General features: G+C 61.4%; 26 protein-coding genes. 14 read left to right on the top strand and 12 right to left on the bottom strand.

The window, feature by feature from the left end; translation table 11 throughout:
* Window positions 1-31 precede the first annotated feature (31 nt).
* Window positions 32-985: a GGDEF domain-containing protein gene (locus ACQ4W6_RS09395; protein ID WP_436566920.1), complete on the top strand. Its 954-nt coding sequence runs from the start codon at window positions 32-34 to the stop codon at window positions 983-985.
* A gap of 46 nt (window positions 986-1031) precedes the next feature.
* On the opposite strand, the gene ACQ4W6_RS09390 is transcribed toward ACQ4W6_RS09395, so the two are convergent.
* From ACQ4W6_RS09390 to ACQ4W6_RS09380, 3 genes are read right to left on the bottom strand one after another with little or no spacing between them, the layout of a single operon-like run.
* Entirely contained in the window at window positions 1032-2486 is a 1455-nt protein-coding gene (locus ACQ4W6_RS09390) for an NAD(P)(+) transhydrogenase (Re/Si-specific) subunit beta (protein ID WP_436567094.1), read from the bottom strand.
* Window positions 2487-2494: 8 nt separating this feature from the next.
* Complete coding sequence (locus tag ACQ4W6_RS09385) at window positions 2495-2809, bottom strand: NAD(P) transhydrogenase subunit alpha part 2 (protein ID WP_071321726.1); 315 nt, start codon at window positions 2807-2809, stop codon at window positions 2495-2497.
* 24 nt (window positions 2810-2833) lie between these two features.
* Window positions 2834-3946 (bottom strand): Re/Si-specific NAD(P)(+) transhydrogenase subunit alpha, encoded by a 1113-nt coding sequence (locus ACQ4W6_RS09380; protein WP_436566919.1) that lies wholly within the window; start codon window positions 3944-3946, stop codon window positions 2834-2836.
* Window positions 3947-4358: 412 nt separating this feature from the next.
* Here ACQ4W6_RS09380 and ACQ4W6_RS09375 point away from each other — a divergent pair, with 412 nt between their 5' ends.
* Entirely contained in the window at window positions 4359-4838 is a 480-nt protein-coding gene (locus ACQ4W6_RS09375; protein WP_096238110.1) for an NUDIX hydrolase, read from the top strand.
* A 31-nt stretch (window positions 4839-4869) separates the two neighbouring features.
* Window positions 4870-5985, top strand: a complete 1116-nt coding sequence (mnmA, locus tag ACQ4W6_RS09370) for a tRNA 2-thiouridine(34) synthase MnmA (protein ID WP_436566918.1) — start codon at window positions 4870-4872, stop codon at window positions 5983-5985.
* A gap of 4 nt (window positions 5986-5989) precedes the next feature.
* Here mnmA and ACQ4W6_RS09365 read toward each other — a convergent pair whose 3' ends face one another.
* Both ACQ4W6_RS09365 and ACQ4W6_RS09360 read right to left on the bottom strand, forming a co-directional pair.
* Window positions 5990-6400, bottom strand: a complete 411-nt coding sequence (locus ACQ4W6_RS09365; protein WP_436566917.1) for a response regulator — start codon at window positions 6398-6400, stop codon at window positions 5990-5992.
* Between the two features lie 42 nt (window positions 6401-6442).
* Window positions 6443-7216: a 5'-3' exonuclease gene (locus ACQ4W6_RS09360; protein WP_436566916.1), complete on the bottom strand. Its 774-nt coding sequence runs from the start codon at window positions 7214-7216 to the stop codon at window positions 6443-6445.
* Window positions 7217-7383: 167 nt separating this feature from the next.
* Between ACQ4W6_RS09360 and ACQ4W6_RS09355 the strand changes: the two genes are divergently transcribed.
* On the top strand, window positions 7384-8478 hold the full coding sequence (locus ACQ4W6_RS09355; protein WP_436566915.1) for an RNA-guided endonuclease InsQ/TnpB family protein: 1095 nt from the start codon (window positions 7384-7386) through the stop codon (window positions 8476-8478).
* Window positions 8479-8550: 72 nt separating this feature from the next.
* On the opposite strand, the gene ACQ4W6_RS09350 is transcribed toward ACQ4W6_RS09355, so the two are convergent.
* Entirely contained in the window at window positions 8551-9222 is a 672-nt protein-coding gene (locus tag ACQ4W6_RS09350) for a glutathione S-transferase (protein ID WP_436566914.1), read from the bottom strand.
* A gap of 145 nt (window positions 9223-9367) precedes the next feature.
* On the opposite strand from ACQ4W6_RS09350, the gene ACQ4W6_RS09345 reads away from it, so the two are divergent.
* The gene (locus tag ACQ4W6_RS09345; RefSeq protein WP_436566913.1) at window positions 9368-10978 is read left to right on the top strand and encodes an FMN-binding glutamate synthase family protein; all 1611 of its coding nucleotides are present in this window, start codon (window positions 9368-9370) and stop codon (window positions 10976-10978) included.
* A gap of 168 nt (window positions 10979-11146) precedes the next feature.
* On the top strand, window positions 11147-12688 hold the full coding sequence (gene nagZ / locus ACQ4W6_RS09340; protein ID WP_436566912.1) for a beta-N-acetylhexosaminidase: 1542 nt from the start codon (window positions 11147-11149) through the stop codon (window positions 12686-12688).
* Between the two features lie 47 nt (window positions 12689-12735).
* Here the strand turns inward: nagZ and ACQ4W6_RS09335 are convergent, their stop codons facing one another.
* The 4 genes from ACQ4W6_RS09335 to ACQ4W6_RS09320 form a co-directional block, all read right to left on the bottom strand.
* Window positions 12736-12915 (bottom strand): hypothetical protein, encoded by a 180-nt coding sequence (locus tag ACQ4W6_RS09335; protein ID WP_436566911.1) that lies wholly within the window; start codon window positions 12913-12915, stop codon window positions 12736-12738.
* Between the two features lie 72 nt (window positions 12916-12987).
* Entirely contained in the window at window positions 12988-13263 is a 276-nt protein-coding gene (locus tag ACQ4W6_RS09330) for a DUF6587 family protein (RefSeq protein WP_436566910.1), read from the bottom strand.
* 9 nt (window positions 13264-13272) lie between these two features.
* A complete protein-coding gene (feoB, locus tag ACQ4W6_RS09325) occupies window positions 13273-15174 on the bottom strand; it encodes a ferrous iron transporter B (protein WP_436566909.1) in 1902 nt (633 codons plus the stop codon).
* Between the two features lie 2 nt (window positions 15175-15176).
* On the bottom strand, window positions 15177-15461 hold the full coding sequence (locus ACQ4W6_RS09320) for a FeoA family protein (protein ID WP_436566908.1): 285 nt from the start codon (window positions 15459-15461) through the stop codon (window positions 15177-15179).
* Window positions 15462-15880: 419 nt separating this feature from the next.
* Between ACQ4W6_RS09320 and ACQ4W6_RS09315 the strand changes: the two genes are divergently transcribed.
* Together ACQ4W6_RS09315 and ACQ4W6_RS09310 are read left to right on the top strand one after the other, a co-directional pair.
* The gene (locus ACQ4W6_RS09315; RefSeq protein WP_436566907.1) at window positions 15881-16096 is read left to right on the top strand and encodes a (2Fe-2S)-binding protein; all 216 of its coding nucleotides are present in this window, start codon (window positions 15881-15883) and stop codon (window positions 16094-16096) included.
* Window positions 16097-16107: 11 nt separating this feature from the next.
* Window positions 16108-16809 (top strand): energy transducer TonB, encoded by a 702-nt coding sequence (locus tag ACQ4W6_RS09310; RefSeq protein ID WP_436566906.1) that lies wholly within the window; start codon window positions 16108-16110, stop codon window positions 16807-16809.
* Window positions 16810-17057: 248 nt separating this feature from the next.
* Here ACQ4W6_RS09310 and ACQ4W6_RS09305 read toward each other — a convergent pair whose 3' ends face one another.
* Window positions 17058-17738 (bottom strand): Fe2+-dependent dioxygenase, encoded by a 681-nt coding sequence (locus ACQ4W6_RS09305; RefSeq protein ID WP_436566905.1) that lies wholly within the window; start codon window positions 17736-17738, stop codon window positions 17058-17060.
* Window positions 17739-18158: 420 nt separating this feature from the next.
* On the opposite strand from ACQ4W6_RS09305, the gene bfr reads away from it, so the two are divergent.
* Window positions 18159-18635, top strand: coding sequence for a bacterioferritin (bfr, locus tag ACQ4W6_RS09300; RefSeq protein ID WP_436566904.1), 477 nt, complete (start codon window positions 18159-18161; stop codon window positions 18633-18635).
* 199 nt (window positions 18636-18834) lie between these two features.
* Here the strand turns inward: bfr and ACQ4W6_RS09295 are convergent, their stop codons facing one another.
* A complete protein-coding gene (locus ACQ4W6_RS09295) occupies window positions 18835-19449 on the bottom strand; it encodes a glutathione S-transferase N-terminal domain-containing protein (protein WP_436566903.1) in 615 nt (204 codons plus the stop codon).
* A 277-nt stretch (window positions 19450-19726) separates the two neighbouring features.
* On the opposite strand from ACQ4W6_RS09295, the gene purB reads away from it, so the two are divergent.
* From purB to ACQ4W6_RS09270, 5 genes are all read left to right on the top strand, one after another.
* Window positions 19727-21106: an adenylosuccinate lyase gene (gene purB, locus ACQ4W6_RS09290; RefSeq protein ID WP_436566902.1), complete on the top strand. Its 1380-nt coding sequence runs from the start codon at window positions 19727-19729 to the stop codon at window positions 21104-21106.
* Window positions 21107-21291: 185 nt separating this feature from the next.
* Window positions 21292-21816 carry a cytochrome b gene (locus ACQ4W6_RS09285; RefSeq protein WP_436566901.1) on the top strand — a complete coding sequence of 175 codons (525 nt, stop codon included), beginning with the start codon at window positions 21292-21294 and terminating at the stop codon, window positions 21814-21816.
* Between the two features lie 42 nt (window positions 21817-21858).
* The gene (locus tag ACQ4W6_RS09280) at window positions 21859-22413 is read left to right on the top strand and encodes a YceI family protein (protein ID WP_436566900.1); all 555 of its coding nucleotides are present in this window, start codon (window positions 21859-21861) and stop codon (window positions 22411-22413) included.
* A 149-nt stretch (window positions 22414-22562) separates the two neighbouring features.
* A complete protein-coding gene (locus tag ACQ4W6_RS09275; protein ID WP_436566899.1) occupies window positions 22563-23138 on the top strand; it encodes a YceI family protein in 576 nt (191 codons plus the stop codon).
* A 175-nt stretch (window positions 23139-23313) separates the two neighbouring features.
* Complete coding sequence (locus ACQ4W6_RS09270) at window positions 23314-23583, top strand: GlsB/YeaQ/YmgE family stress response membrane protein (RefSeq protein ID WP_436566898.1); 270 nt, start codon at window positions 23314-23316, stop codon at window positions 23581-23583.
* Window positions 23584-23708 lie beyond the last annotated feature (125 nt).

Raw genomic sequence — 23708 nt, 5'->3', positions numbered from 1 at the left:
TGGGCTTCACCTGGATTTTGGCGACCGCTCCATGACAGATGCATTGCCCGCAGCACCGCCTGCCGCACTTCCCGAAGTACTCTTTTCGCGCCTGCTGGAAGATGCGCTCGACGCCGTCATCATCATCGATGAACAGTACCGCATCCGCTATATCAACGGCGCCATGCAGGCGCTGTCCGGCTATGCCAGCGGCGAATTGCTGGGCCAGCCCCTGAACGGCCTGCTGCCCGACGCCGTCGCCGCGCAGCACGACAACCACGTCATCCACTACATCGGCAACTCGCGCCCCTCCAGCGTGCTGGGAAAAATCCGCGAATTCGCCATCCGCCACCGCAATGCGCAGATGATCCCCATCGAAATGAAGGCACTCGACCTGGGCGCGGTCGACGGCATGCGCTATTTCGGCGCCTTCTTGCTCGACGTGCGCGAACGGCGCGAACTGGCGGCAAAAAATGCCAGCCTGCTGGCGCAGATGGAACAGCAGGCGCTGTCCGATGCGCTCACCTCCCTGCCCAACCGGCGCGCCTATGAAGCCCATGCAGAGCAAGCCATGGCGCGCGCGGCACGCAGCGGCGCGGCGCTGACGGTGGGCGTGGCCGACCTTGACCATTTCAAGAAAATCAACGACCGCCATGGCCACGCCGTGGGCGATGCCGTGCTGCGCAACGTGGCGCAGGTGCTGCGCGAGACGGGGCGCGTGACGGACGTGGCGGCGCGCATGGGCGGCGAGGAATTCGGCCTGCTGTTCCCCGACGCGACCTTGAAACAGGCGTACAAAGTGGCTGAACGCATCCGCGCAGCCGTGGCAGCCGCCGTCACCGTGCTGCCCGATGGCGGTACGCTGCAGGTGACCATCAGCATCGGCCTGGCGCCTTTGGTAAAAGGCGCCACCCTGGACGCGGCCATGTCCGAAGCGGACAAAGCCCTGTACGTGGCCAAGCACCAGGGCCGCAACCAGGTCGTGGCAACCTCGCCTGCCCTATAAAAAACGGCCCGCGCAAGGCGGGCCGTCTGGTAGCTGCAAGCGGAATCTAGTCGATGGCTTTCAGCATATCCTCGATCACCTTCTTGGCATCGCCAAACACCATCATCGTGTTCGGCTGGTAGAACAGTTCGTTGTCCAGGCCCGCATAGCCGGAAGCCATCGAGCGCTTGTTGACGATGATGCTCTTGGCTTTATAGGCTTCCAGGATCGGCATGCCGGCGATCGGCGATTTCGGGTCTTTTGCCGCCGGGTTGACCACGTCGTTCGCGCCCAGCACCAGCACCACGTCGGTCTGGCCGAATTCGCCGTTGATGTCTTCCATCTCGAAGACCTGGTCGTACGGCACCTCGGCTTCGGCCAGCAGCACGTTCATGTGGCCCGGCATGCGCCCGGCCACCGGGTGAATCGCATATTTGACGGTGACGCCCTTCTCGGTGAGTCTTTCCACCAGCTCCTTCAGCGAATGCTGCGCGCGCGCCACGGCCAGGCCGTAGCCAGGCACGATGATGACGGTTTCCGCATTGCCCATGATGAAGGCGGCGTCGTCGGCCGACCCCGATTTCACTGGCCGCTGCTCCTGCGCGCCGGCCACGCCAGCGGCCGGTGCAGCGCCGCCGAAGCCGCCGAGGATGACGTTGAAGAAGGAGCGGTTCATGGCCTTGCACATGATGTAGGAGAGGATCGCGCCGGAAGAACCGACGAGCGAACCGGCGATGATCAGCATCGAGTTATTCAGCGAAAAACCGATACCAGCCGCTGCCCAGCCCGAATAGCTGTTCAACATGGAGACCACCACCGGCATGTCGGCGCCGCCGATAGGGATGATGATCAGCACACCCAGGGCAAAGGCGATGAGGGTCATGATGACGAACGGCGTCCACGCGGGTTCCACGCCATCGGCGAAGCAGAACGCCAGGCCCAGGCCTACCATCACCAGCGCCAGCACCAGGTTGAGCAGGTGCTGGCCCTTGAAGCTGACGGGCGCGCCCTGGAATAAACGGAACTTGTATTTGCCCGACAGCTTGCCGAAAGCGATCACCGAACCGGAGAAGGTGATGGCGCCGACAAAAGTGCCGATAAACAGTTCGAAGCGGTTGCCGACGGACAGCGCCTCGCCATGCTTGGCGATATTGAAGGCCCACGGTTCCGACACGGCAGCGACGGCGATGCAGACGGCCGCCAGGCCGATCAGCGAGTGCATGGCCGCGACCAGTTCCGGCATCTTCGTCATTTCGACGGTTTTCGCCAGGTAGGCGCCAATGGCGCCGCCCGTGACGATGCCGATGATGACCAGGGTCAGCCCCATGCCACCCGTTTGCTGCTCTTTCAATTTGAGGATCAGCGCCACGGTAGTGACGGCCGCGATGGCCATGCCACTCATGCCGAAGGCATTGCCACGGCGCGCCGTCGATGGCGACGACAGACCTTTCAAGGCCTGGATGAAGCACACCGAGGCGATCAGGTACATCATCGTCACCAGGTTCATGGTGACGAAGCTCATGGCATGACTCATTCTTTCGCTCCTTGCTTGGCTTTCGGTTCTTTTTTACGGAACATTTCGAGCATGCGCTGCGTGACGAGGAAGCCGCCGAACACGTTGACGGCAGCCAGTGCCACGGCCAAAGTGCCGGCGGCCTGCGCCAGCGGGCCATCCGTCAGGCCGGCCGCCAGCATGGCGCCAACGATGATGATGGCGGAAATGGCATTGGTAACGGCCATCAGCGGCGTATGCAGTGCCGGCGTGACGGTCCAGACGACGTGGTAGCCGACATAAATGGCCAGCACGAAGATGATCAGGTTAGTGATGGTGTGACTGATTTCCATGGTGTTGTTCTCTCCGGCACCGCGTTATTTACGTAAGATGTTGTTATCCGCACAAACCAGGCTGGCCTTGATGATTTCATCCTCGCGGTCGATCAGCAACTGGTCATCCTTGTCGATGATCAGCTTCAGGAAATCGAGCACGTTGCGCGCGTACAGGGCCGAAGCGTCGGCCGCCACCAGGGTCGCCAGGTTAGGCTCGCCGACGATATACACGCCGTGCTTGATGACCGTCTTGCCCAGTTCGGACAGGGGGCAATTGCCGCCTTGCTCCACGGCCAGGTCGACGATGACGGAGCCCGGCTTCATGGCTTTCACCGTCTCCTCGGAAATGAGCACGGGCGCGGCGCGGCCGGGGATCAGGGCGGTGGTGATGATGATGTCGGCCAGCTTGGCCCGTTCGTGCACCAGTTCGGCCTGGCGGCGCATCCAGTCGGCCGGCATGGCGCGCGCATAGCCGCCCGAGCCCTTGGCGATTTCCTTTTCTTCGTCGGTAAGGAAAGGCACGTCGAGAAATTTGGCGCCCAGTGACTCGACTTGCTCCTTGACGGGCGGGCGCACGTCGGACGCCTCGATCACGGCGCCCAGGCGCTTGGCCGTGGCGATCGCCTGCAGACCGGCCACGCCCACGCCCATGATCAGCACGCGCGCCGCCTTCACGGTGCCGGCCGCCGTCATCAGCATGGGCATGAAGCGTTGATAGGTATTGGCTGCCACCAGCACCGCCTTGTAGCCGGCGATATTGGCCTGCGAAGACAGCACGTCCATCGACTGGGCGCGCGTGATGCGCGGCACGGCTTCCAGGGCGAAGGCGGATAGTCCAGCCGTGGCCATGGCCGCGATATTGTCCGCGTCAAACGGGTTGAGCATGCCGATCAGCACCGTGCCGCTGGCCATCAAGGCCCGTTCACCGGCGTCCGGCGCGCGCACCTTGAGCACGATGGCGCAAGCGTAGCTTTCCGCAGCGGTGCCGATCTGCGCGCCGGCAGCGACATACGCGTCATCGGGGATCGATGCCTGCACGCCCGCGCCCGCCTGTACGACGACCTGATGCTTGGCCGCCAGCTTCTTGACTGTCTCGGGCGTTGCTGCCACCCGGGTCTCACCGGGTCGCGTTTCGGCCGGTATGCCTATCCTCATGATGCCTCCGCTAATTAATAAACTGACTAGAATCTAACACGGAAAGCCGTGCGTTAAACCTTTGCGTACCAGCAACTTTTAGGCGCTGGACACTAATTGCCCCGTAATACCACTGCCCGTTCCGCCATGCGGTGCGGCGACCGTATTGTGGGAAAGGTGTGTCAATTTCACCACAGCCCAACGGACGCGCGCGCTTGTTTTGACCAAGCAGAAAGCCTATATTGGCGGGCGCTTCCTGCCACCTTGCCGCCAAACAGGCACATGCTAGTGCACGCCCCGGGTATGCATAAGTGCCTCCCACCGTTATTTGCTAAAACGTTGTCATTTATCAATATGTCCGCGCAACAAAAGGCCGCGTTCAAACCGCGCGCGCAGAACAAGATAAAATGTCGGCTCTTTCAAGGATGGAATCATGCCGCGAATCTGGAAACCCTCTGTCACCGTTGCTGCCATCGTCGAGCGCGATGGCCTGTTTTTACTGATTGAAGAAGAGACCAGCGAAGGCATCAAGCTGAATCAGCCGGCCGGCCACCTCGACCCGTTCGAGTCGCTGGAGCAGGCCGTGATCCGCGAAACGCTGGAAGAAGCGGCCTACGATTTCATCCCCACGGCACTGGTCGGCATGTACATGTCGCGCTATCAGTCACTGCGCACGGGCGAGGACGTGACCTATTTGCGCTTCACCTTTTGCGGCACCGCCGGCGCCGAACATGACCGCCCGCTGGACGAAGGCATCATCCGCACCTTGTGGATGACGCGCGACGAACTGGCAGCGTGCCAGGAACGCCACCGCAGCCCGCTGGTGCTGCAGTGCGTGGACGAATACCTGGCCGGGCGGCGCGCGCCGCTGGCCCTGCTGCACACGCATGTGTCCGTTTTTAACAGTGCATAGCAACATTATCTAAAAGTAACTGGAAAGCAAGATGAGCAAGAAGAAAGTCGTTATCGGCATGTCGGGCGGGGTCGATTCCTCGGTCGCAGCATGGATGCTGAAGGAGCAAGGCTATGAAGTCATCGGCCTGTTCATGAAAAACTGGGAAGATGACGACGATTCGGAATATTGCTCGACGCGCCAGGACTGGATCGATGCGGCCAGCGTGGCCGACGTCATCGGCGTCGATATCGAGGCCGTCAATTTCGCTTCCGAATACAAGGACCGCGTGTTCGCCGACTTCCTGCGTGAATACCAGGCCGGCCGCACGCCGAATCCGGACGTGCTGTGCAACGCCGAAATCAAGTTCAAGGCCTTCCTCGACCATGCCATGACGCTGGGCGCCGACCTGATCGCCACCGGCCACTATGCGCGCGTGCGCCAGGCACCGACGGACGCGGGCCGCTTCGAGCTGCTCAAGGCCGTCGATGCCAGCAAGGATCAAAGCTACTTCCTGCACCGCTTGAACCAGGCGCAATTGTCCAAGACGCTGTTTCCGCTGGGCGAAATACCGAAGACGCAAGTGCGCCAGATCGCCGAAAAGCTGGCGCTGCCGAATGCGCAAAAGAAGGACTCGACCGGCATCTGCTTCATCGGCGAACGCCCGTTCCGCGAATTCTTGAACCGCTACCTGTCGTACAAACCGGGTCCCATGAAGACGGCCGACGGCAAGACCGTGGGCGAACACGTGGGACTGAGTTTTTATACGCTGGGCCAGCGCAAGGGCATCGGCATCGGCGGTGTGAAGTCGTACCAGAACGCGGACGGCAGCAGCGACGCCTGGTATGTGGCGCGCAAGGATATCGCCAACAACACCCTGTACGTGGTGCAGGGCCATGACCATCCGTGGCTGCTGTCGCAAGCGTTGATGGCCGACCAGGCCAGCTGGGTCGCAGGCGCCGCGCCGCAGGCAGGCTCCCTGTCGGCCAAGACCCGCTACCGCCAGGCCGATGTGACCTGCCAGTTGCTGCCGGATGGAAATGAACATTTCAGCCTGGCGTTTGACCAGGCACAGTGGGCCGTGACGCCGGGCCAGTCGGCCGTGCTGTACGATGGCGACGTGTGCCTCGGTGGCGCGATTATCGCCAGCTCGACCGGCCTGGCCTAATTTTCTAGGCGCTGCCCTGCGCAGCAGCGGCCAGCGCCTGCTGCTTGCGCACCATGGCAATCACCGTGTTGCGCACGGTTTTCAAGACCGTGTCGGCCATGAAGGGCTTGACGATGAAGCCCGACACGCCCATGGCGTGCGCCGCCTGCAGCGAGGCGGCGTCGATGCCGCCTGAAATCATGAAAATGAGCGTCTTCGGGTACTGCTCACGTATGGCCTGCACCACGTTGCTGCCATCTTCCACCTGTTCGCGCGCAACACACACGAAATGCGGCCGATGCTTGACCAGCAGCGCCAGCCCCAGCGCGCTGGTATGCGTCTGGCCGCAGACCTCGTAGCCGCCATCGGTCAGGACCGTGTTCAGCAGGCCGCGCGCCACGGCGCTGCTATCGATCAGGACTGCCTTTAACATCATGATTACATCCCTTGCTTGAATATTCTTGTCTTGCGTTGCGCGCTATTTTTCCCAGACCAGCTTGTTCCAGGTAACACCCAGGGTCACGTCGGTCTTGAGTTCTACCAACTTTCTTGAAAGATACAGTATTTCGCGCTCTCTTCGCAGGCTTTCGCCCAGCGTACCGGGCAAAATCCCCGCGCCGGCCATCACGGCGTCGATATTGCCGTAGGCGCGCAACAGTTTGGCGCCCGTCTTCAGGCCGATCTTCGACACGCCAGGAATGCTGTCGGTCACATCGCCCATCAGCGCCAGCAGGTCGGGCAGCAGTTCCGGCGGCACGCCGAACTTTTTCTCGACCCAGGCGTGGTCGTGCCAGATGCCCTTGAAATGGTCCCACACCAGCGCACCATGCGCGATCAGGCCATGCAAATCCTTGTCGGTGGTGGCGATGACGGCCGCGCCGCGCCCCTCGTGCAGCCAGCGCATGACGGCCGTGCCGATCACGTCGTCCGCTTCCACTTCGGGAATGCTGACGACGTTCAGGCCGAAGCCGGCCAGGGTGGCGTAAAAGCCGGGCAAGGCATCGCGCAGCACTTGCGGCATGGGCTGGCGCCCTTCGCGGTAGCCCGCATACAGGGCGTGGCGCCAGGTGGGGCCGCCAAAATCGAAGGCGGGCAGGATATGCGTCGGCTCGTGGTCGTTGATGAGGGTGCGGAACGACGACAGCGCGTGGCGCAGCGCGATCTCGGCCTTCAGGTCGGAATCGGGTTCTGGACTGGCTTCGTAGACGCGGCGTACGATATTCAAGCCGTCGATAGCGAGGAGTCTGGCCATGCGGGTGTATGTTGATGCTGGTTGAATCGGGCATTTTACCCGAATAGCGCGAAAAGCCCCGTCCTTCCGGTCGGGGATGGATAGCGCGGCGGCCGAAAGGCCGCCTTGCTCTGAATAAGTTTTCGTGCGGCCCTGAACCAATCAGATATCGCTCAAGTCAAACGTCTATGCCCTTTAAAAAATCGCTTACGCACTCGACGCGCGTCCTGAGGCTTCGCCTCAAGGACAAGCACGCTGCGGCGCTATCGGCGATGACACGGGACGTCAACTTCGTTTGGAACTACGCCAACGACCTGTCTTTCAAGGTCTGGCAGCGCGAGCGCCGGTTCCTGAGTGAATACGACATCGACACGTACACCGCCGGCGCGACCAAGGAAGGGCTGAACCTGCACTCGACCACGGTCCAGGCGATTTCGAAAGAACTCGTTACGCGGCGCCGCCAGTTCAAGAAGGTCAAGCTGCGCTGGCGCATTTCGCGCGGCAGCCGGCGCAGCCTGGGCTGGATTCCCTTCAAGGCCTCTGCGCTGCGCTACCGTAACGGGCAATTGCTGCTGTCCGGACTGGGCACGCCACTGTGCCTATGGGACAGCTACGGCCTGTCGGCCTACCAGCTCGGCGCCGGCAACCTCAGCGAGGACGCGCGCGGACGCTGGTACATCAATATCACGGTCAAGACCCAGAAGGCGGCGCGCTCCACGGGCCGCGCCGCCGTCGGCATCGACCTGGGCCTGAAAGACTTCGCGGCCACCTCCGGCGGCGTCAAGATTGCCGCCCAGCAGTTCTACCGGGACCTTGAACCGGCGCTCGCGCTGGCCCAGCGCGCAGGCAAGACGGACCGCGCACGGGCGATACACGCCAAAATCGGCAACCGCAGGAAGGACTTCCTGCACAAACTCAGCACCCGACTCGTCGCCGAGCACGGGGCTATCTTCGTTGGCGACGTGAACGCAAGCGGCCTGGCCAAGACACGGATGGAAAAATCCGTGCTCGACGCCGGCTGGTCGATGTTCCGAACCATGCTGCATTACAAAAGCGATGACGCTGGCGTGTGGTTCGAGGAAGTCAACGAAGCTTATTCAACCCAAACCTGTTCTGCCTGCGACGCACACAGCGGCCCGAGAGGGCTGCAAGGTCTTGGAATAAGAGAATGGAGCTGCTCGAACTGCGGTGCAGTGCATGACCGCGACGTCAACTCGGCAAATATCATTCTCGCGCGCGGATATGCGCGTCTCGCAGGAGGAATCCCCTTCCTTTCCGCCTAAGCGGCAGCCGCAAGGCTGAGGTGGGGGAGTATGTCAACGTATGACGCCCCGCGAATCACCCTTCAACAGCCCTTACCTGGCGAAATCGTACGGCCCACCCCGCTCCAAGGCGCGCTGGTAGGCCGGGCGCGCGTGGATGCGCTGCAAAAATGCCGTCAGTTTCGGCAGGCGTTCATCGAGTCCGCCGCGCGAGGCCGCCGCTTCCAGCGGAAAGCTCATCTGGATATCGGCCGCCGTAAATTCATTGCCGGCAAACCATTTTTCTTTTTCCAGCTCGGCTTCCATGTAGGCCAGCTGACTATTGATATTGGGCATGATGAAGCTGCTCATGACCTTGCTGGCGATGCCGCGCGCGACCGGTTTCGCGAAGAAGGGCATGGGCGACGATACCACCTTGTCGAACACCAGCTTCATCAACAGCGGCGGCATGGCCGAGCCCTCGGCGAAATGCAGCCAGTAAGTCCAGCGCAGCTTGTCCGGCGTACCCGCCGCCGGCACCAGGCGGCCATTGCCGTAGCGCTCGACCAGGTAGTCGATGATGGCGCCCGACTCGGCAATCGTGTTGGCGCCGTCCGTGATCACAGGCGACTTGCCCAGTGGATGCACGGCCTTCAGCGAGGCCGGCGCCAGCATGGTTTTCGGGTCGCGCTGGTAGCGTTTGACCTCGTACTCGAGGCCCAGTTCCTCGAGCAGCCAGAGCACGCGCTGCGAGCGCGAGTTGTTCAGATGGTGGACGACGATCATGGCATTCCCGTTAGGCGTTGATTGAGTTTTAGTATAGCCGGGACGGCCACGCCGCGCTGATACCATACGGGTCCTGTGTGAGCTGCATGAATTACAAATCACCGCTACACTCGACAGCTATCCGTCCGACCTCACCGGAGTGCCCATGCACCTAGTACCATTTCGCTACCTGACCTTCATTACGACGGCCGCCATCTTTATCCTGTCCGTGTTTTTCTACGATCATTACTGGCTGCCCGTGCTGGCCGGTGCGCTGACCCTGGTGGGGCTCAGCGACTTGCTGCAAACGAAGCGCGCCCTGCGCCGCAATTACCCCATCCTCGCGCATTTCCGCTTTTTCTTCGAGAGCATCCGCCCCGAAATCCGCCAGTACTTCCTGGAAAGCGATACCGAGGCGACGCCGTTCTCGCGCAGCCAGCGCAGCATCGTCTACCAGCGCGCCAAGGAGCAGACGGACAAACGCCCGTTCGGCACCCAGCTCGACATGTACCAGGCCGGCTATGAATGGATCAACCATTCCATCGCGCCCGCCAAGGTGACGGGCCACGACTTCCGCATCGACATCGGCAACCATCCGGACTGCCCGCGCGACAAGCCGTACTCGGCCAGCGTCTTCAATATCTCGGCGATGAGCTTTGGCGCCCTGTCGGCCAACGCCATCCTGGCCCTGAACGGCGGCGCGCGCAGCGGTGGCTTCATGCACGATACGGGCGAAGGCAGCATCAGCCCCTACCACCGCGAAAACGGCGGCGACCTGGTATGGGAAATCGGTTCCGGCTACTTCGGCTGCCGCAACCAGGATGGCACGTTTTCGGAAGAACGCTTCATCGCCAGCGCCAGCGCCGAACAGGTCAAGATGATCGAGCTGAAAATGTCGCAGGGCGCCAAGCCGGGCCACGGCGGCGTGCTGCCCGGCCCCAAGGTGACGATCGAGATCGCCACCACGCGCGGCGTGATGGTGGGCGAGGATTGCGTCTCGCCGGCGGCGCACAGCGCATTTTCGACGCCGCTGGAAATGCTGCACTTCATCGACCGCCTGCGCACCCTGTCGGGCGGCAAACCGACGGGTTTCAAGCTGGCCATCGGCCACCCGTGGGAATTTTTCGCCATCGTGAAAGCCATGCTGGCCACCGGTATCACGCCCGACTTCATTGTCGTCGATGGCAGCGAAGGGGGCACGGGTGCGGCGCCCGTGGAATTTACCGACCATGTCGGCACGCCCCTGCAAGAAGCGCTGGTACTGGTGCATAACACGCTGGTGGGCGCCAACCTGCGCGCCAAGATCAAGATCGGCTGCTCGGGCAAGATCATCACGGCCTTCGACATCGCCCGCCTGCTGGCGCTGGGCGCCGACTGGTGCAACTCGGCGCGCGGCTTCATGTTCGCGCTAGGCTGCATCCAGTCGCAAAGCTGCCACACGGACCGCTGCCCCACGGGCGTGGCCACGCAAGATCCGCAGCGCCAGCGCGCGCTGGTGGTATCCGACAAGATTTCCCGCGTGGCGCACTTCCACCAGAACACCATGAAGGCACTGGCCGAACTGATCGCCGCCGCAGGCCTGGAACACCCGCAGGAGCTGCGCCCGCATCACCTGGTGCGGCGCATCTCGCCGAACCAGGTAAAACTGGCCTCGGCCTTGCTGCCCTTCCTGGAAGCGGGCCAGCTGCTCGACCCGAGCCAGCTGCCGCAGCTGCCGCCCGTGTTCGGCCTGTACTGGCCCAAGGCGCAGGCGGTATCGTTCAAGCGCCTGGACTGAGGCCACAGAAGTAATACCACTTAATAACCACTTGCGCAAATACATAAATCCAATACAATACCAAAATAAATACAAAACGAAGGCAGCTTTTCCGGTGATCGCCAAAACGCGTCACCACGGGCCACAATACGTATGCCAACATAAAATGAAGACCGGAGGAGTTGCAGCATGGAGCAGGGTTTACGCGAAAAAGTAGGACAGTTGTTCATGGTAGGCTTCGATGCCCTGCAGGCGGACGAGCATATCAAGACCTTGATACGGCAAAAGAAAGTGGGCGGCGTGATCCTGTTCCGCCGCAATGTGCACACGCCCGCACAAGTATCAGCCCTGTGCCGCGAATTGCAGGAGATCAACGCGGAAGTATCCGAGACGCCGCTGCTCATTTCCATCGACCAGGAAGGCGGCATGGTGATGCGCATCGAGCAGGGCGTCACGCCGATTCCTGCCGCGATGGCCTTCCAGGCCGCCGGCTCCGTGATTGACTGCGAACGCATGAACCGGATCAGCGGCGACGAAATGCGCCAGGTCGGCATCAACATGCTGCTGGCCCCCGTGCTGGACGTCAACAACAACCGCAACAACCCCGTCATCGGCGTGCGCGCCTATGGCGAAGATGCCGCCACCGTCATCGAATACGGCATGGCGGCAATGCGCGGCCAGCGCGCCAGCGGCGTGGCCGTGACGGCCAAGCATTTCCCCGGCCACGGCGACACGGCCATCGACACGCACTACGCCATGGCACTGGTAGCGCACGACAAGGAACGCCTGCGCGCCGTGGAACTGGCGCCGTTCCGCGCCGCCATTGCCGGCGGCGTCGACGCCATCATGACGGCGCACGTGGTTTTCCCCGCGTTCGAGGCCGACACCAGCGTGCCAGCCACCCTGTCGAAGGGCGTGCTGACCGATTTGCTGCGCATCGAGATGGGTTACAAGGGCGTGGTCATCACCGACTGCCTGGAAATGGCGGCCATTGCCGGCGGCATCGGCATCGCCCAGGGTGCCATCGCCACCTTGCAGGCTGGCGCCGACATCGTCCTCGTTTCGCACCGTGAAGCGCAGCAGCATGCCGCCATCGAGGCCGTCATCGCCGCCGTGGAACAGGGCGACATCAGCCTCGCCCGCATCGACGAAGCCGTCGCGCGGGTGGCCGAACTCAAACGCAACCGCGCCGTGCGCGACTGGCGCGAGCGCCCTGTCGCGCCAGTCGCGCTGATGCAGCCGGCCGCCATGGCCTTGTCGCAGCGGCTGCAAAAAACTGCCTTGCGCGTGCAAGGCGATTACCGCGCGCTCGATGCCAGCCTGCCCGTGACCCTGCTGACGGTGGAAGTGCGTTCGCGCAGCGAAATCGACGAAGTGGCGCTGGGCCGCAACAAGGAAGCGCGCAGCTCGATGCTGCCGGCGCTGCTGGCAGCGGGCCTGGACGTGCGCGAATATGCACTATCGGCCGAAGCGCTGGACGAGGAAGTGGACGCTGCCATTGATTTTGCGCAAGGTGCGCAGCAAATCGTGCTGCAAACATACAACGCCATGTTCGTCGACGGCCAGCGCCGCCTGGTCGAGGCCTTGCCGCAGGATAAACTGTGGCTGGTGGCGGGCCGCCTGCCCTACGACTTGGACTTGGCGCCGCACGCGCAAGGCCGCCTGGCCGCCTTCGGCTGCCGCCCGGCCGCACTGGTACCGGTGGTCGAGAAGCTGGCCGGCCAGATTTAAACGCAGCGCGCAGGCGTAAAAAAACCCGCAGTGCGGGTTTTTTTCGTTCAGGGCTGCGTAACCGGTGGTACGGCTGGCACGGGCGGTAGTGCCGCCACCGCCAGCAAGGCAAAGGGGCCGAGGAACAGGCCGATGCCAAACCAGAGGCCGCCGTGGCGGCCACGCCGGCTGGCCAGCAGCCAGGTGGCGATCGCAAACAAAAACATGAAGATCAACAGTATCGCCATTGCCACTCCTTGCCATGCGGAAAGCCCAGTGTAGCCCACGAGCAGGCCCGTGGCTACACTGAAACGCCAGCTTTAGCGCTGCACCTGCATCAGGATCACGCGCTTGCTGCTGCCGTCGGCTGGCGGAATGGCGGACGGAGGTGGCGGGCTGTCGCAAGAGCCGCAGGAACCGCAGCCGCTGCCGCAGCCTGGCACCACCTTGAAGAAAGTCGACATCTTCGCCTCATTCAGGCCGCAGCGCACCAGGCCACGCACGATGCCGCGGCGCACGCCTGCCGGCAGGTACTTGGTTGAAAAATGCAGCAGCGCGGCTGCGACGATCAGGGCGACGATAATGGTTTGCCACATGATGCTCTCCTATGCGCCGGCCAGCAGGGCGACGCGGTAAGTGATGAACGAGGCGGCATACGCCAGCGCGAACATGTAGCCGGCCATCAGCAGCGGATAGCGCCAGCCGCCCGTCTCGCGTTTCACCACAGAAAGGGTCGACAGGCACTGCGGCGCGAAGACATACCAGGCCAGCAGGGACAGCGCGGTAGCCATCGACCACGAATGGGCGATCAGCGGCTCCAGCGTGGAGGCCAGCGCGTCGCCGCTTTGCGACAGGGCGTACACGGTGCCCAGGGCGCCGACGGCCACTTCACGCGCCGCCATGCCCGGCACCAGCGCGATGCAGATCTGCCAGTTGAAACCGATCGGCGCGAAAATCACTTCCAGGGCGCGGCCCAGGATACCGGCCAGGCTGTAATAGATAGGCGGGTGGATCGCGTTGTCCGGCGGGCCGGGAAAGGTGCTGAGGAACCACAGGATGATCATCAGGCTGAGGATGATGGTACCGACGCGCGTCAGGAAGATCTTCGCGCGCTCCCACAGGCTGACGGCCAGGTTGCGCAAATGCGGCCAGTGGTAGGCGGGCAGCTCCAGCATCAGCGGCTGGTTGCCGCGCACGCCCATGCTGCGCTTCATGACCCAGGCCACGGCCATGGCCGAGATGATGCCGGCGAAGTACAGGACAAACAGCACCAGGCCTTGCAGGCTCAAATAGCCCCACACCTGGCGTTCTGGAATGAAGGCGGCGATGATCAGCGCATACACGGGCAGGCGCGCCGAGCATGTCATCAGGGGCGCGATCATGATGGTGACCAGGCGGTCGCGCGGGTTCTGGATGGTGCGCGCCGCCATCACGCCGGGAATGGCGCAGGCAAAGCTCGACAGCAGCGGGATGAAGGCGCGGCCCGACAGGCCCACGCCGCCCATCATGCGGTCCAGCAAAAAGGCCGCGCGCGGCAGGTAGCCGCAATCTTCCAGCGCCAGGATAAAGAAGAACAGGATCAGGATCTGCGGCAGGAACACCAGCACGCTGCCAACGCCGCCGATGATGCCTTCCACCAGCAAGCTCTTCAGGTGACCATCGGGCATGTTCGCCGTCAGCATGGCGCCCAGCTTACCCACGCCGTCGGTGATCATTTCCATCGGCGTGGCGGCCCAGGCAAACACGGCCTGGAAAATCAGGAACATCAGCACGGCCAGGATGATGGGGCCGACGACGGGGTGCAGCACCACGTCATCGATCTTTTCCGTCAGATTGCCCTTGTCGCTCGCGTCATTGCTGACGGCGGCCAGGATGCGGCGCACTTCGCGCTGGGTCTCTTCGACCGAGACGGCGTCGATGGCGGCCAGCGGCTTGGCGTTCACCTGCGGCAGCGGCAGCATGGCGTCGATGGCATTTAGCAGGGCTTTCTCGCCATCGTGCTGCACGGCGACCGTCTCGACCACGGGCATGCCCAGTTCGTCCGACAGCTTGGCCGTGTCGATCAGCATGCCGCGCTTGCGCGCCACGTCCGTCATGTTCAGCGCCAGCAGCATTGGCAGGCCCAGGCGCTTGACTTCCAGCACCAGGCGCAGATTCAGGCGCAAATTGGTGGCGTCGACGACGCAAATGATGGCGTCCGGACGCGGGTCGCCGGGGCGCAAGCCGCCCACCACATCGCGCGTGATGGCTTCATCGGGCGTGGTGGCCGACAGGCTGTAGGCGCCCGGCAGATCGAGCACACGCACTGGCTTGCCGGCTGGCGAGGTGAAGTGGCCTTCCTTGCGTTCGATGGTCACGCCGGCGTAGTTCGCCACTTTCTGGCGCGCGCCCGTCAAGCGGTTGAACAGGGCAGTCTTGCCGCAGTTCGGATTGCCCAGCAAGGCGATTTGTGGCTGATGCGGCGGCTTGTGCACGCCTACATCGACGATGTTTTCTACAGCACCCATGGTTATTCCGGTTGAGTCAACGGTTGAATCGTGATCAGCGCCGCTTCGAAGCGGCGCAGGGCGAACGTGGCGTTCCCAACCTTGATGGCGAGCGGGTCGCCACCGGGAATGCCGCGCTTGAGCATGCGGATACGTTCGCCGGGAACGAATCCCAGCTCCATCAAGCGGCGGGCGAGGTCGACGCCGTCCTCCGTCTGTCCGGCCGCGTAGGGCGTGATATGCAACACCGTGCCGCTCTGGCCGACTGCCAGCGCATCGAGCGTCATCAAGGGTGGAACTAGAGTCATGAGCAAATTCCGTTCAAATTAAGAACACCGGAGACAAGCTGCTGCGTTAAGCGCATGCCCTGGGTGTTGTGAGGTAAAACGCAACTGTTGCGCTTTACCGACAAGCGGCCTTTCAATATGTCCAGACGGCGACCGTTCTAGACAATACCAGCATTATAAACATGAATGCGAATAGTTTTTATTTAGCCCGGAGAGCCGCCCGCGCCAAGGGCTGCGTCTTGCGCAAGCCAGGCATGACAGCGTCCCTGCCGCCGCGCCGCGCCAGCGGCGCCTGCTGCTGCACGTTGCATCAAAATCGCTTGCATTGTCCTGCGCTTTGCGCGACAATGAAACGTAATGATAATGATTCTCATTAAAACACTGGCAACAATGCTTCACAGCACTAGTGTCTTTTCATCATCCAGCCAGAAGGTGTATCAATGATTGTATGTGTCTGCAACAACATATCTGATCGTGAAATCCGTCAAGCCGTCGATCTCGGCCTGTCCAGCATGGCCGAATTACGCCGCGACTTGGGCGTGGCCACCTGCTGCGGCAAATGCCATAGCTGCGCACGGGAAGTGCTGAACGATCACCTGAGCGCCACGGCCGTGCTGCAAGAAACCGTCTTGATGCGAGCTGTGCTGACAAACTAAGGAACCATGCCATGACGATGATGCCCCCGCCCGTAACGGTGCAGGCCGTGCAGCAATTTGCCGATTTCGACAAGAAACGCAGCAAATTCATGCCACTGATGGCCATCGTCGTCTTGCATCTTGCCGGTTTCTACGCCATCCAGAGCGGCCTTTTGAGCCGCGTCGTCTCGGTCGCCATGCCGACCATCACAACCATCAGCATCATCGCCCCGCCAGCACAAGCGAAATTGCCGGCACCGTCCGTACCGAAAACCGTGGAATTGAGCGCGCCCGTGCCGCGCGCCGTGATCCCGCCACTGCCGCTGATCGCCGTGGCGCCCACCGAACCGACGATTACGCCACCGCAGCCGACGCGCGCCGAAGCGGCGCCCGTGGCGACCACCGCCCCGATGGCACCGGCAGCTCCGGCACCTTCCCCTGCGGCACCATCGGCGCCGCGCACCGTCAGCGGCGTGGAATACCTGAAGGCGCCGCAACTGATCTACCCGAACCTGTCGCGCCGCCTGGGCGAGAGCGGCACCGTGGTGCTGCGCATCCTGATCAACGAAAAGGGCTTGCCAGAGCAAATCCTGATCCATAAATCGACCGGCTACAACAACCTCGACGAAGCGGGCCGCCAGGCCGCACAGCGCGCGCTGTTCAAGCCGATGGTGGAAAACGGCAAGGCTGTCCCAGTCTACGTTTTAGTCCCGCTGACCTTCCAACTGAGCTAGCCCACGGCGGGGGCGCGCCGCTGCCAGCGGCGCTGGCACCGCACGATGTGCCCTGCTCGCTGCCCCTGTTTTTCTGCACCAGTCAAGCAACTGCTTGTTTTAGTCTGCCAGACTACATCCCCGGGCCGGGCAGACTTTTTTTTCGCGCATTTGCGGCCTGCACCGCGAAGCGCGCAGGGCAAGGCGCGACAGCGAAGACAGTACGCATGTACGGCGAGCCTAAGCAACGCCGCCATGCGCGTTTTGCGTCAGATCTCCGCCCACATCCTGAGTAAATTATGGTAATGCCCCGTCAACCCCACCGTTGCCGGTGAATCGCCATGCGCGCCGCGCACGGCCTGGATGTTTTGATCAAGCTCAAACAGCATGCTGCGTTTCCAGTCCTCGCGCACCATGCTTTGCGTCCACAGGAACGAGCAGATACGCTCGCCGCCGGTGACGGGCAAGACCTGGTGCACGCTGCTCGACGGATACACGATCACGTCGCCGGCCGGCAGTTTCACTTCATGCGTGCCGTAGGAATCGACCACCACCAGCTCGCCGCCTTCGTATTCGTCCGGCTCGCTCAGGAACAGGGTCGAGGACACGTCAGCGCGCATCGATTGCATGCCGTTTTTCGGCGTGCGGATGGCGCCGTCGATATGCAGGCCATAGTGCTCGCCGCCCGCATAGCTATTGAAAAATGGCGGCAGGATGCGCAGCGGCAGCACGGCCGAAAAAAACAGCGGATTGGCCATCAAAGCGCGGCTGACCATCTCGCCCAGCTCTTGCGCCAGGGGCGAACCTTCGGCCAGCTGGCGGTTGCGCTTGACTTGCGCGCCCTGCTCCCCCACGCTGGCGCGCCCATCGACCCAGTCCGTCTGCGCCAGGCGCTGGCGAAAGTGCGTGACCTGTTCCGGCGTCAGCACGCCGGGTATGTGCAGCATCATCTTGCTATCCTTTTCAGAAAAAATCGCTGCCTGATTATCGCATCGCCGGCACGCCCGAAGAATAGCGAAAGGCAAGAATGGCGCAAACATTTTTTACCCTTTTCCCGCTGCAGCCCGGACCCGCTGAAAATACAAAAAGACAGCATGAACGCGAATGAGAATGGCCTTCATTTTCCTTAACAAATAAAAAACGGAGAAGTCTGACAATTTATTTGAGAATGGGTTTTATTCGCACGATATTTACGCTAAAAACACGGGAAAATGCCGTTTTACAGCAGAAATCGCCACCATTTTGCGCTATCATGCGGACATAGCGAGACCGGCAACATGCGCGCCACCAGGCAGTCCTACACTACCCGGCAGTGGCCGCCGACAGTGGCCGGTTTCATCATCATTGCAACACAGAACAAAGGAAATCCCATGAAGGGCGATAAAGAAGTCATCCGCTTGCTCAACGCACAGCTCACCAACGAACTGTCCGCCGTCAACCAGTACTTCCTGCATGCCCGCATGTACAAGCACTGGGGCCTGGAAAAGCTGGGCAAGAAGGAATACGAAGAATCGATCGGCGAAATGAAACACGCCGACAGGCTGATCGACCGCATCCTGATGCTCGACGGCTTGCCGAACCTGCAAGCGCTGCACAAGCTGCTGATCGGCGAGAACACGCCGGAAATGCTGGAATGCGACCTGAAACTGGAACGCGCCGCGCACACCACCGTCAAGGAAGGCATCGCCACCTGCGAAAAAGCGGGCGACTACGTCTCGCGCGACCTGTTCCTGATGATCCTGGAAGACACGGAAGAGCATATCGACTGGCTGGAAACGCAGATCGACCTGATCGCCAAAGTTGGCATTCAGAACTACCTGCAGAGCCAGATGTCGGCCGACGAGTAAAATCACTTGATCAAACCTACGGCGCGGCGCGCTTTGCGGCCTGCGATGCTCACCGGCTCGGCGCCCCCGTGCTCTAGCACGGTTGCGCTTCTTAGCCACAAATCACTGCCGCTCGCTACGGTTTTATCAAATGATTTAATGCCCGCATGGGCGTAAAAAAAACCGGCAAGCTTGCCGGTTTTTTTTCGTCCGTACCTTGTTACTGCGGCACGGTGTCCTTGAAGGACTGGCGTTCTGACAGTTTGTCGAACAGGCGCACCAGCGCAGGGTGGTCTGCGCGCCAGTCGATTTCCGGGAAACGGAAGCTGAGCCAGCCCAGGGCACAGCCCACGGCCACGTCGGCCAGGGTGTAGTTGCGGCCGGCGCAGTAAGCGCTCTCGCCCAGGCGCACTTCCAGCGCCGCCAGGCCGAGGGTGATTTTTTCCAGCTGGCGCGCGATCCAGGCCGCGCTTTGCTGCTCGGGCGGGCGCTGAGTGCGCTCCAGGCGCACCAGCACGCCCGCGTCGACGATGCCATCGGCCAGCGCTTCCCAGTTCTTGATGTCGGCCCGCTCGCGGCCATTGCCGCCGGCCGGCAGCAGTTTGCACACAGGCGTGAGCGTGTCGAGGTATTCGACGATGACGCGCGAATCGATCAGCGCACTGCCGTCTTCCATCACCAGGCAGGGCACCTTGCCCAGCGGATTGGCCTGCGCGATGCGGGTTTCCGGCACCCAGACGTTTTCCAGCTCGAAGACATAGTCGAGCTTTTTTTCCGCCAGCACGATGCGGGCTTTGCGGACATACGGGCTGGCGAGGGAACCGATCAGTTTCATAGACGCTTTAAGGTAAAGGAGCAGTGGCCAGTATAGCATCGGCGGCAGCCGCATTTGGCAGTGCGCCGCTGGCGCGCCCCAGGGTGTGGCAGGCGCGCCGCATCGGGGCCGGATTCGGCCAGAATGCGCCCCGCCGGAGGCCAACAGACGGCTGGCAGCACGCCAGCGGTGGTAAAATCGCCCTTTACTGTGGCGCCGTCAGTGTTGCTATATTGAAATAGCGCTGCCCTCCCCGCGCGCCACACGCCAACCGTTTCCTTAACTTGCGTCCGCTCTCATGACTTCTACTACTCCGTATTCCACGCTGTCGGCCCTGTCTCCGCTCGATGGCCGCTACGCCAGCAAGACCGATCTGCTGCGCCCGATCCTGTCCGAAGCCGGTTTCATGCACCACCGCGTGAAAGTGGAAATTTCCTGGCTGCAAGCGCTGTCGCAAGCCGGTTTCGCTGAAATCGCGCCGTTTTCGCCCACGGCCAACGCCCTGCTCGAAAAGATGGCAGCTGATTTCTCGGAAGCCGACGCAGCCCGCATCAAAGCCATCGAAGCGGTGACCAATCATGACGTCAAGGCCGTCGAATACTGGCTCAAGGAACAAGTCGCGGACGTGCCGGAACTGGTGGCGGCGTCGGAATTCATCCATTTCGCCTGCACTTCGGAAGACATCAACAATACCTCGCACGGCATGATGCTGAAAGCCGCCCGCGATGGCGTGATGTTGCCGGCCCTGCAAGGCCTGGTGGCCAAGCTGACACAGATCGCACACATCAATGCCGACGTGCCGATGCTGTCGCGCACGCACGGCCAGACGGCCAGCCCGACCACCCTGGGCAAGGAATTCGCCAACGTCGTGGCGCGCTTGCAGCGCGCCGTCAAGCGCATCGAGCAAGTGGAAATCCTCGGCAAGATGAATGGCGCCGTCGGCAACTACAACGCCCACCTGTCGGCCTACCCCAACTTCGACTGGCCAGCGTTTTCCAAGGCTGTCATCGAACAGCGCCTGGGCCTGGTATTCAACCCGTACACCATCCAGATCGAGCCGCACGACTACATGGCCGAGCTGTTTGACGCCTTCGCGCGCGTCAACACGATTCTGCTGGACCTGAACCGCGATATCTGGACGTATGTCTCGCTGGGCTATTTCAAGCAAAAGCTGAAAGCAGGCGAAATCGGTTCGTCGACCATGCCGCACAAGGTCAATCCGATCGACTTCGAAAACTCGGAAGGCAACCTGGGCCTGGCAAATGCTGTACTGAAACATTTGTCGGAAAAGCTGCCCGTCTCGCGCATGCAGCGCGACCTGACCGATTCGACCGTGCTGCGCAATATCGGCGTCGCCCTGGGTTACACCTTGCTGGCCTATGACAGCTGCCTGCGCGGCCTGAACAAGCTGGAAGTGAACCATGCGCGCCTGGCGCAAGACCTGGACGCGACCTGGGAAGTGCTGGCCGAACCCGTACAAACCGTGATGCGCCGCTATGGCATCGAGAACCCGTACGAGCAGCTGAAAGAATTGACGCGCGGCAAGGGTATCTCGAAAGAAGCGCTGCAAACCTTCGTCAACGGCCTGGCCATCCCGCAAGATGCCAAAGACGTGCTGCTGACCATGACGCCAGGCAATTACATCGGCATCGCCGCGCAACTGGCGAAAGCCATTTAAGTATTGTCCACATTGGTATTACTCCGATCCAATCCCGCAGGGCGGGCAGCACACAAATGCTGCCCGCCCCGCAGTTTTTCTTCCGCTCTTTCTTGTAAAATCTCCTGCACTCTGCGCAATTTGCTTTTCTTTGGTATATTAGGCTGAATTAGTCCTAACACGTACTACTTTCAAGAAAGCTGCCGATGCAACGCTACACCACCACCGCCATCATCCTGCACTGGCTGACAGCCTTGCTGATCATCAGCGCCTTTGTCATGGGCCTGGTCATGACGGATATTGCCGGCCTGACACCCACCAAACTCAAATATTTCTCGTGGCATAAGTGGCTCGGTGTGACCGTGCTGACCCTCGCCGCCATCCGCTTGCTGTGGCGCCGCGCGAACGTGCCGCCGCCGCACCCGGCCGGCATGGTTGCCTGGCAAAAAAAGGCGGCCGATGCCATGCATGTGCTGCTGTACTTCCTGATCTTCGCCGTGCCCATCTCCGGCTACCTGTACACCCTGGCCTCCGGCGTCCCGGTGGTCTACCTGGGCCTGTTCCAGCTGCCTGTCATCATGGCACCGAACCCGGAACTTAAGCCGCTCTTAAAAGACATTCATTATGTTCTGAACATGACGATGGCCGCCGCCGTGGCCGCCCATGTACTGGCGGCGCTGAAGCACCAGTTCATCGACCGCGACGGCGTGCTCAAGCGCATGCTGCCATAAGCCCGACTTCCCCTTGCTCACTGAAACTCCAGGAAAAATAAGATGAAAACCACCCAACGCATCATCCTCGCTTCCCTGCTTGGCCTATCCGTGGCCGCCACCGCCGCCAGCTTGCTGAAAGTCGATCCCGCCAAGTCCAGCGTCTCGGCCGTTTTCAAGCAAATGAACGTGCCGGTGGAAGCAAAGTTCAAGAAATTCAATATCGCCATCGATTACAACCCGGCCACGCCGGACGCGTCGAAAGCGTCGGTGGAAATCGAGACGGCCAGCATCGATATCGGCGATCCCGAGTACAACAAGGAAGTGGCCAAGAAGGAATGGTTCAACTCGGCCCAGTTCCCGAAAGCCACGTTTATCTCGAGCAGCATCAAGGCGGCCGGCGCGGGCAAGCTGACGGTGACGGGCAAGCTGAGCATCAAAGGCAAGACCAGCGACGTGACCTTCCCCCTGACGGTGAAAGCCGACGGCGGTAAATATGCATTTGACGGCGCCCTGCCGATCAAGCGCCTGACCTACAACATCGGCGAAGGCGAGTGGAAAGACACGAGCATGGTTGCCGATGAAGTCACCATCAAGTTCCACGTCGCAGCACAGTAACACCTGAGAAAACGTCCATGACGGCGTTGCTCTTGCCTGGCCGTACGTTCGTACTGCCTGCGGCAAGGCGCCTTGTCCTGAACGTTTTTCAGGCGTTACATATCAGATCAACGCCAAAAAATCTGTTGTTTAACTTAGTTAGGAATTCAATGAAATTGAAGCACTTGATGATCGCCGTACTGGCAACGGCCAGCGCGGGTTCGGCCATGGCCGCCGCCGAGACCTACAACCTCGACCCGACGCACACCTTCCCCAGCTTTGAAGCCGATCACATGGGCATGTCTGTCTGGCGCGGCAAGTTCAACAAGACCAAGGGCAGCGTCACCCTGGACCGTGCCGCCAAGACGGGCAGCCTGGACCTGGTCATCGATGCCGATTCAATCGATTTCGGCCTGGACGCCATGAACACGCACGCGAAAAAAGCGGATATGTTCAATGTCGAGAAATTCCCGGAAATCACCTACAAGAGCAAATCGTTCAAGTTCAACGGTGAGCAACTGGTGGAAGTCGATGGCGAACTGACCCTGCTGGGCGTGACCAGGCCCGTCAAGCTGGACGTCAGCAAATTCAAGTGCATCATGCACCCGCGCTACAAGCGTGAAGTGTGCGGCGCCGATGCTACTGCGCAATTCAAGCGCAGCGACTTTGGCCTGAGCTACGGCTTGCCGGCCTTCTCGCCGGAAGTCAAACTGGCCATCCAGGTGGAAGCCATCAAGGCCGACTAAAGGTGTTGTGTCACCTTGTCGCAGATCAAGCCCGTCTCGCTGTCCGCAGCCAGGCGGGCTTTTGCATGCTGCGCACAACTTTTCGCTGGACTTTTCTATCGTGCGGCATCAGTATCGATTGCCATGATGCTTTTCTAACATGGAACATCCACTCACCCATCGCGCGGAGGAATACATGAATTTCATTATCTGGATCGTTATTGGCGGCGTCATCGGCTGGCTGGCCAGCATGTTCATGAAAACCAATGCGCAACAGGGCATCTTCCTCAATATCATCGTCGGCATCATCGGCGCCTTCCTCGGCGGCTGGCTGCTGGCGCCCCTGTTTGGCACGGGTACCATCAATAGCGACAACTTCAGCCTATCCTCGCTGCTGGTCTCGTTCCTGGGTGCCGTGATCCTGCTGGGCATCGTGAATCTTTTGCGCCGCGGCAAAATACGCTAGACGGATAACACTGCGCCAGCTCGCAGGATGGCCGGGCCGCGCAAGCGCCCGGCCATTTTTATTGCCAGCTGGACAATTGTCTGGACAATACCACAGTCGCCAGCACGGAAACATGCGCCTTTCCA

The organism is Janthinobacterium woesei, from assembly GCF_051380875.1.
GTDB lineage: Bacteria > Pseudomonadota > Gammaproteobacteria > Burkholderiales > Burkholderiaceae_D > Janthinobacterium.
The sequence above is the reverse complement of the archived record's forward strand: the minus strand, read 5'-3'. Positions and strand labels throughout refer to the sequence as shown.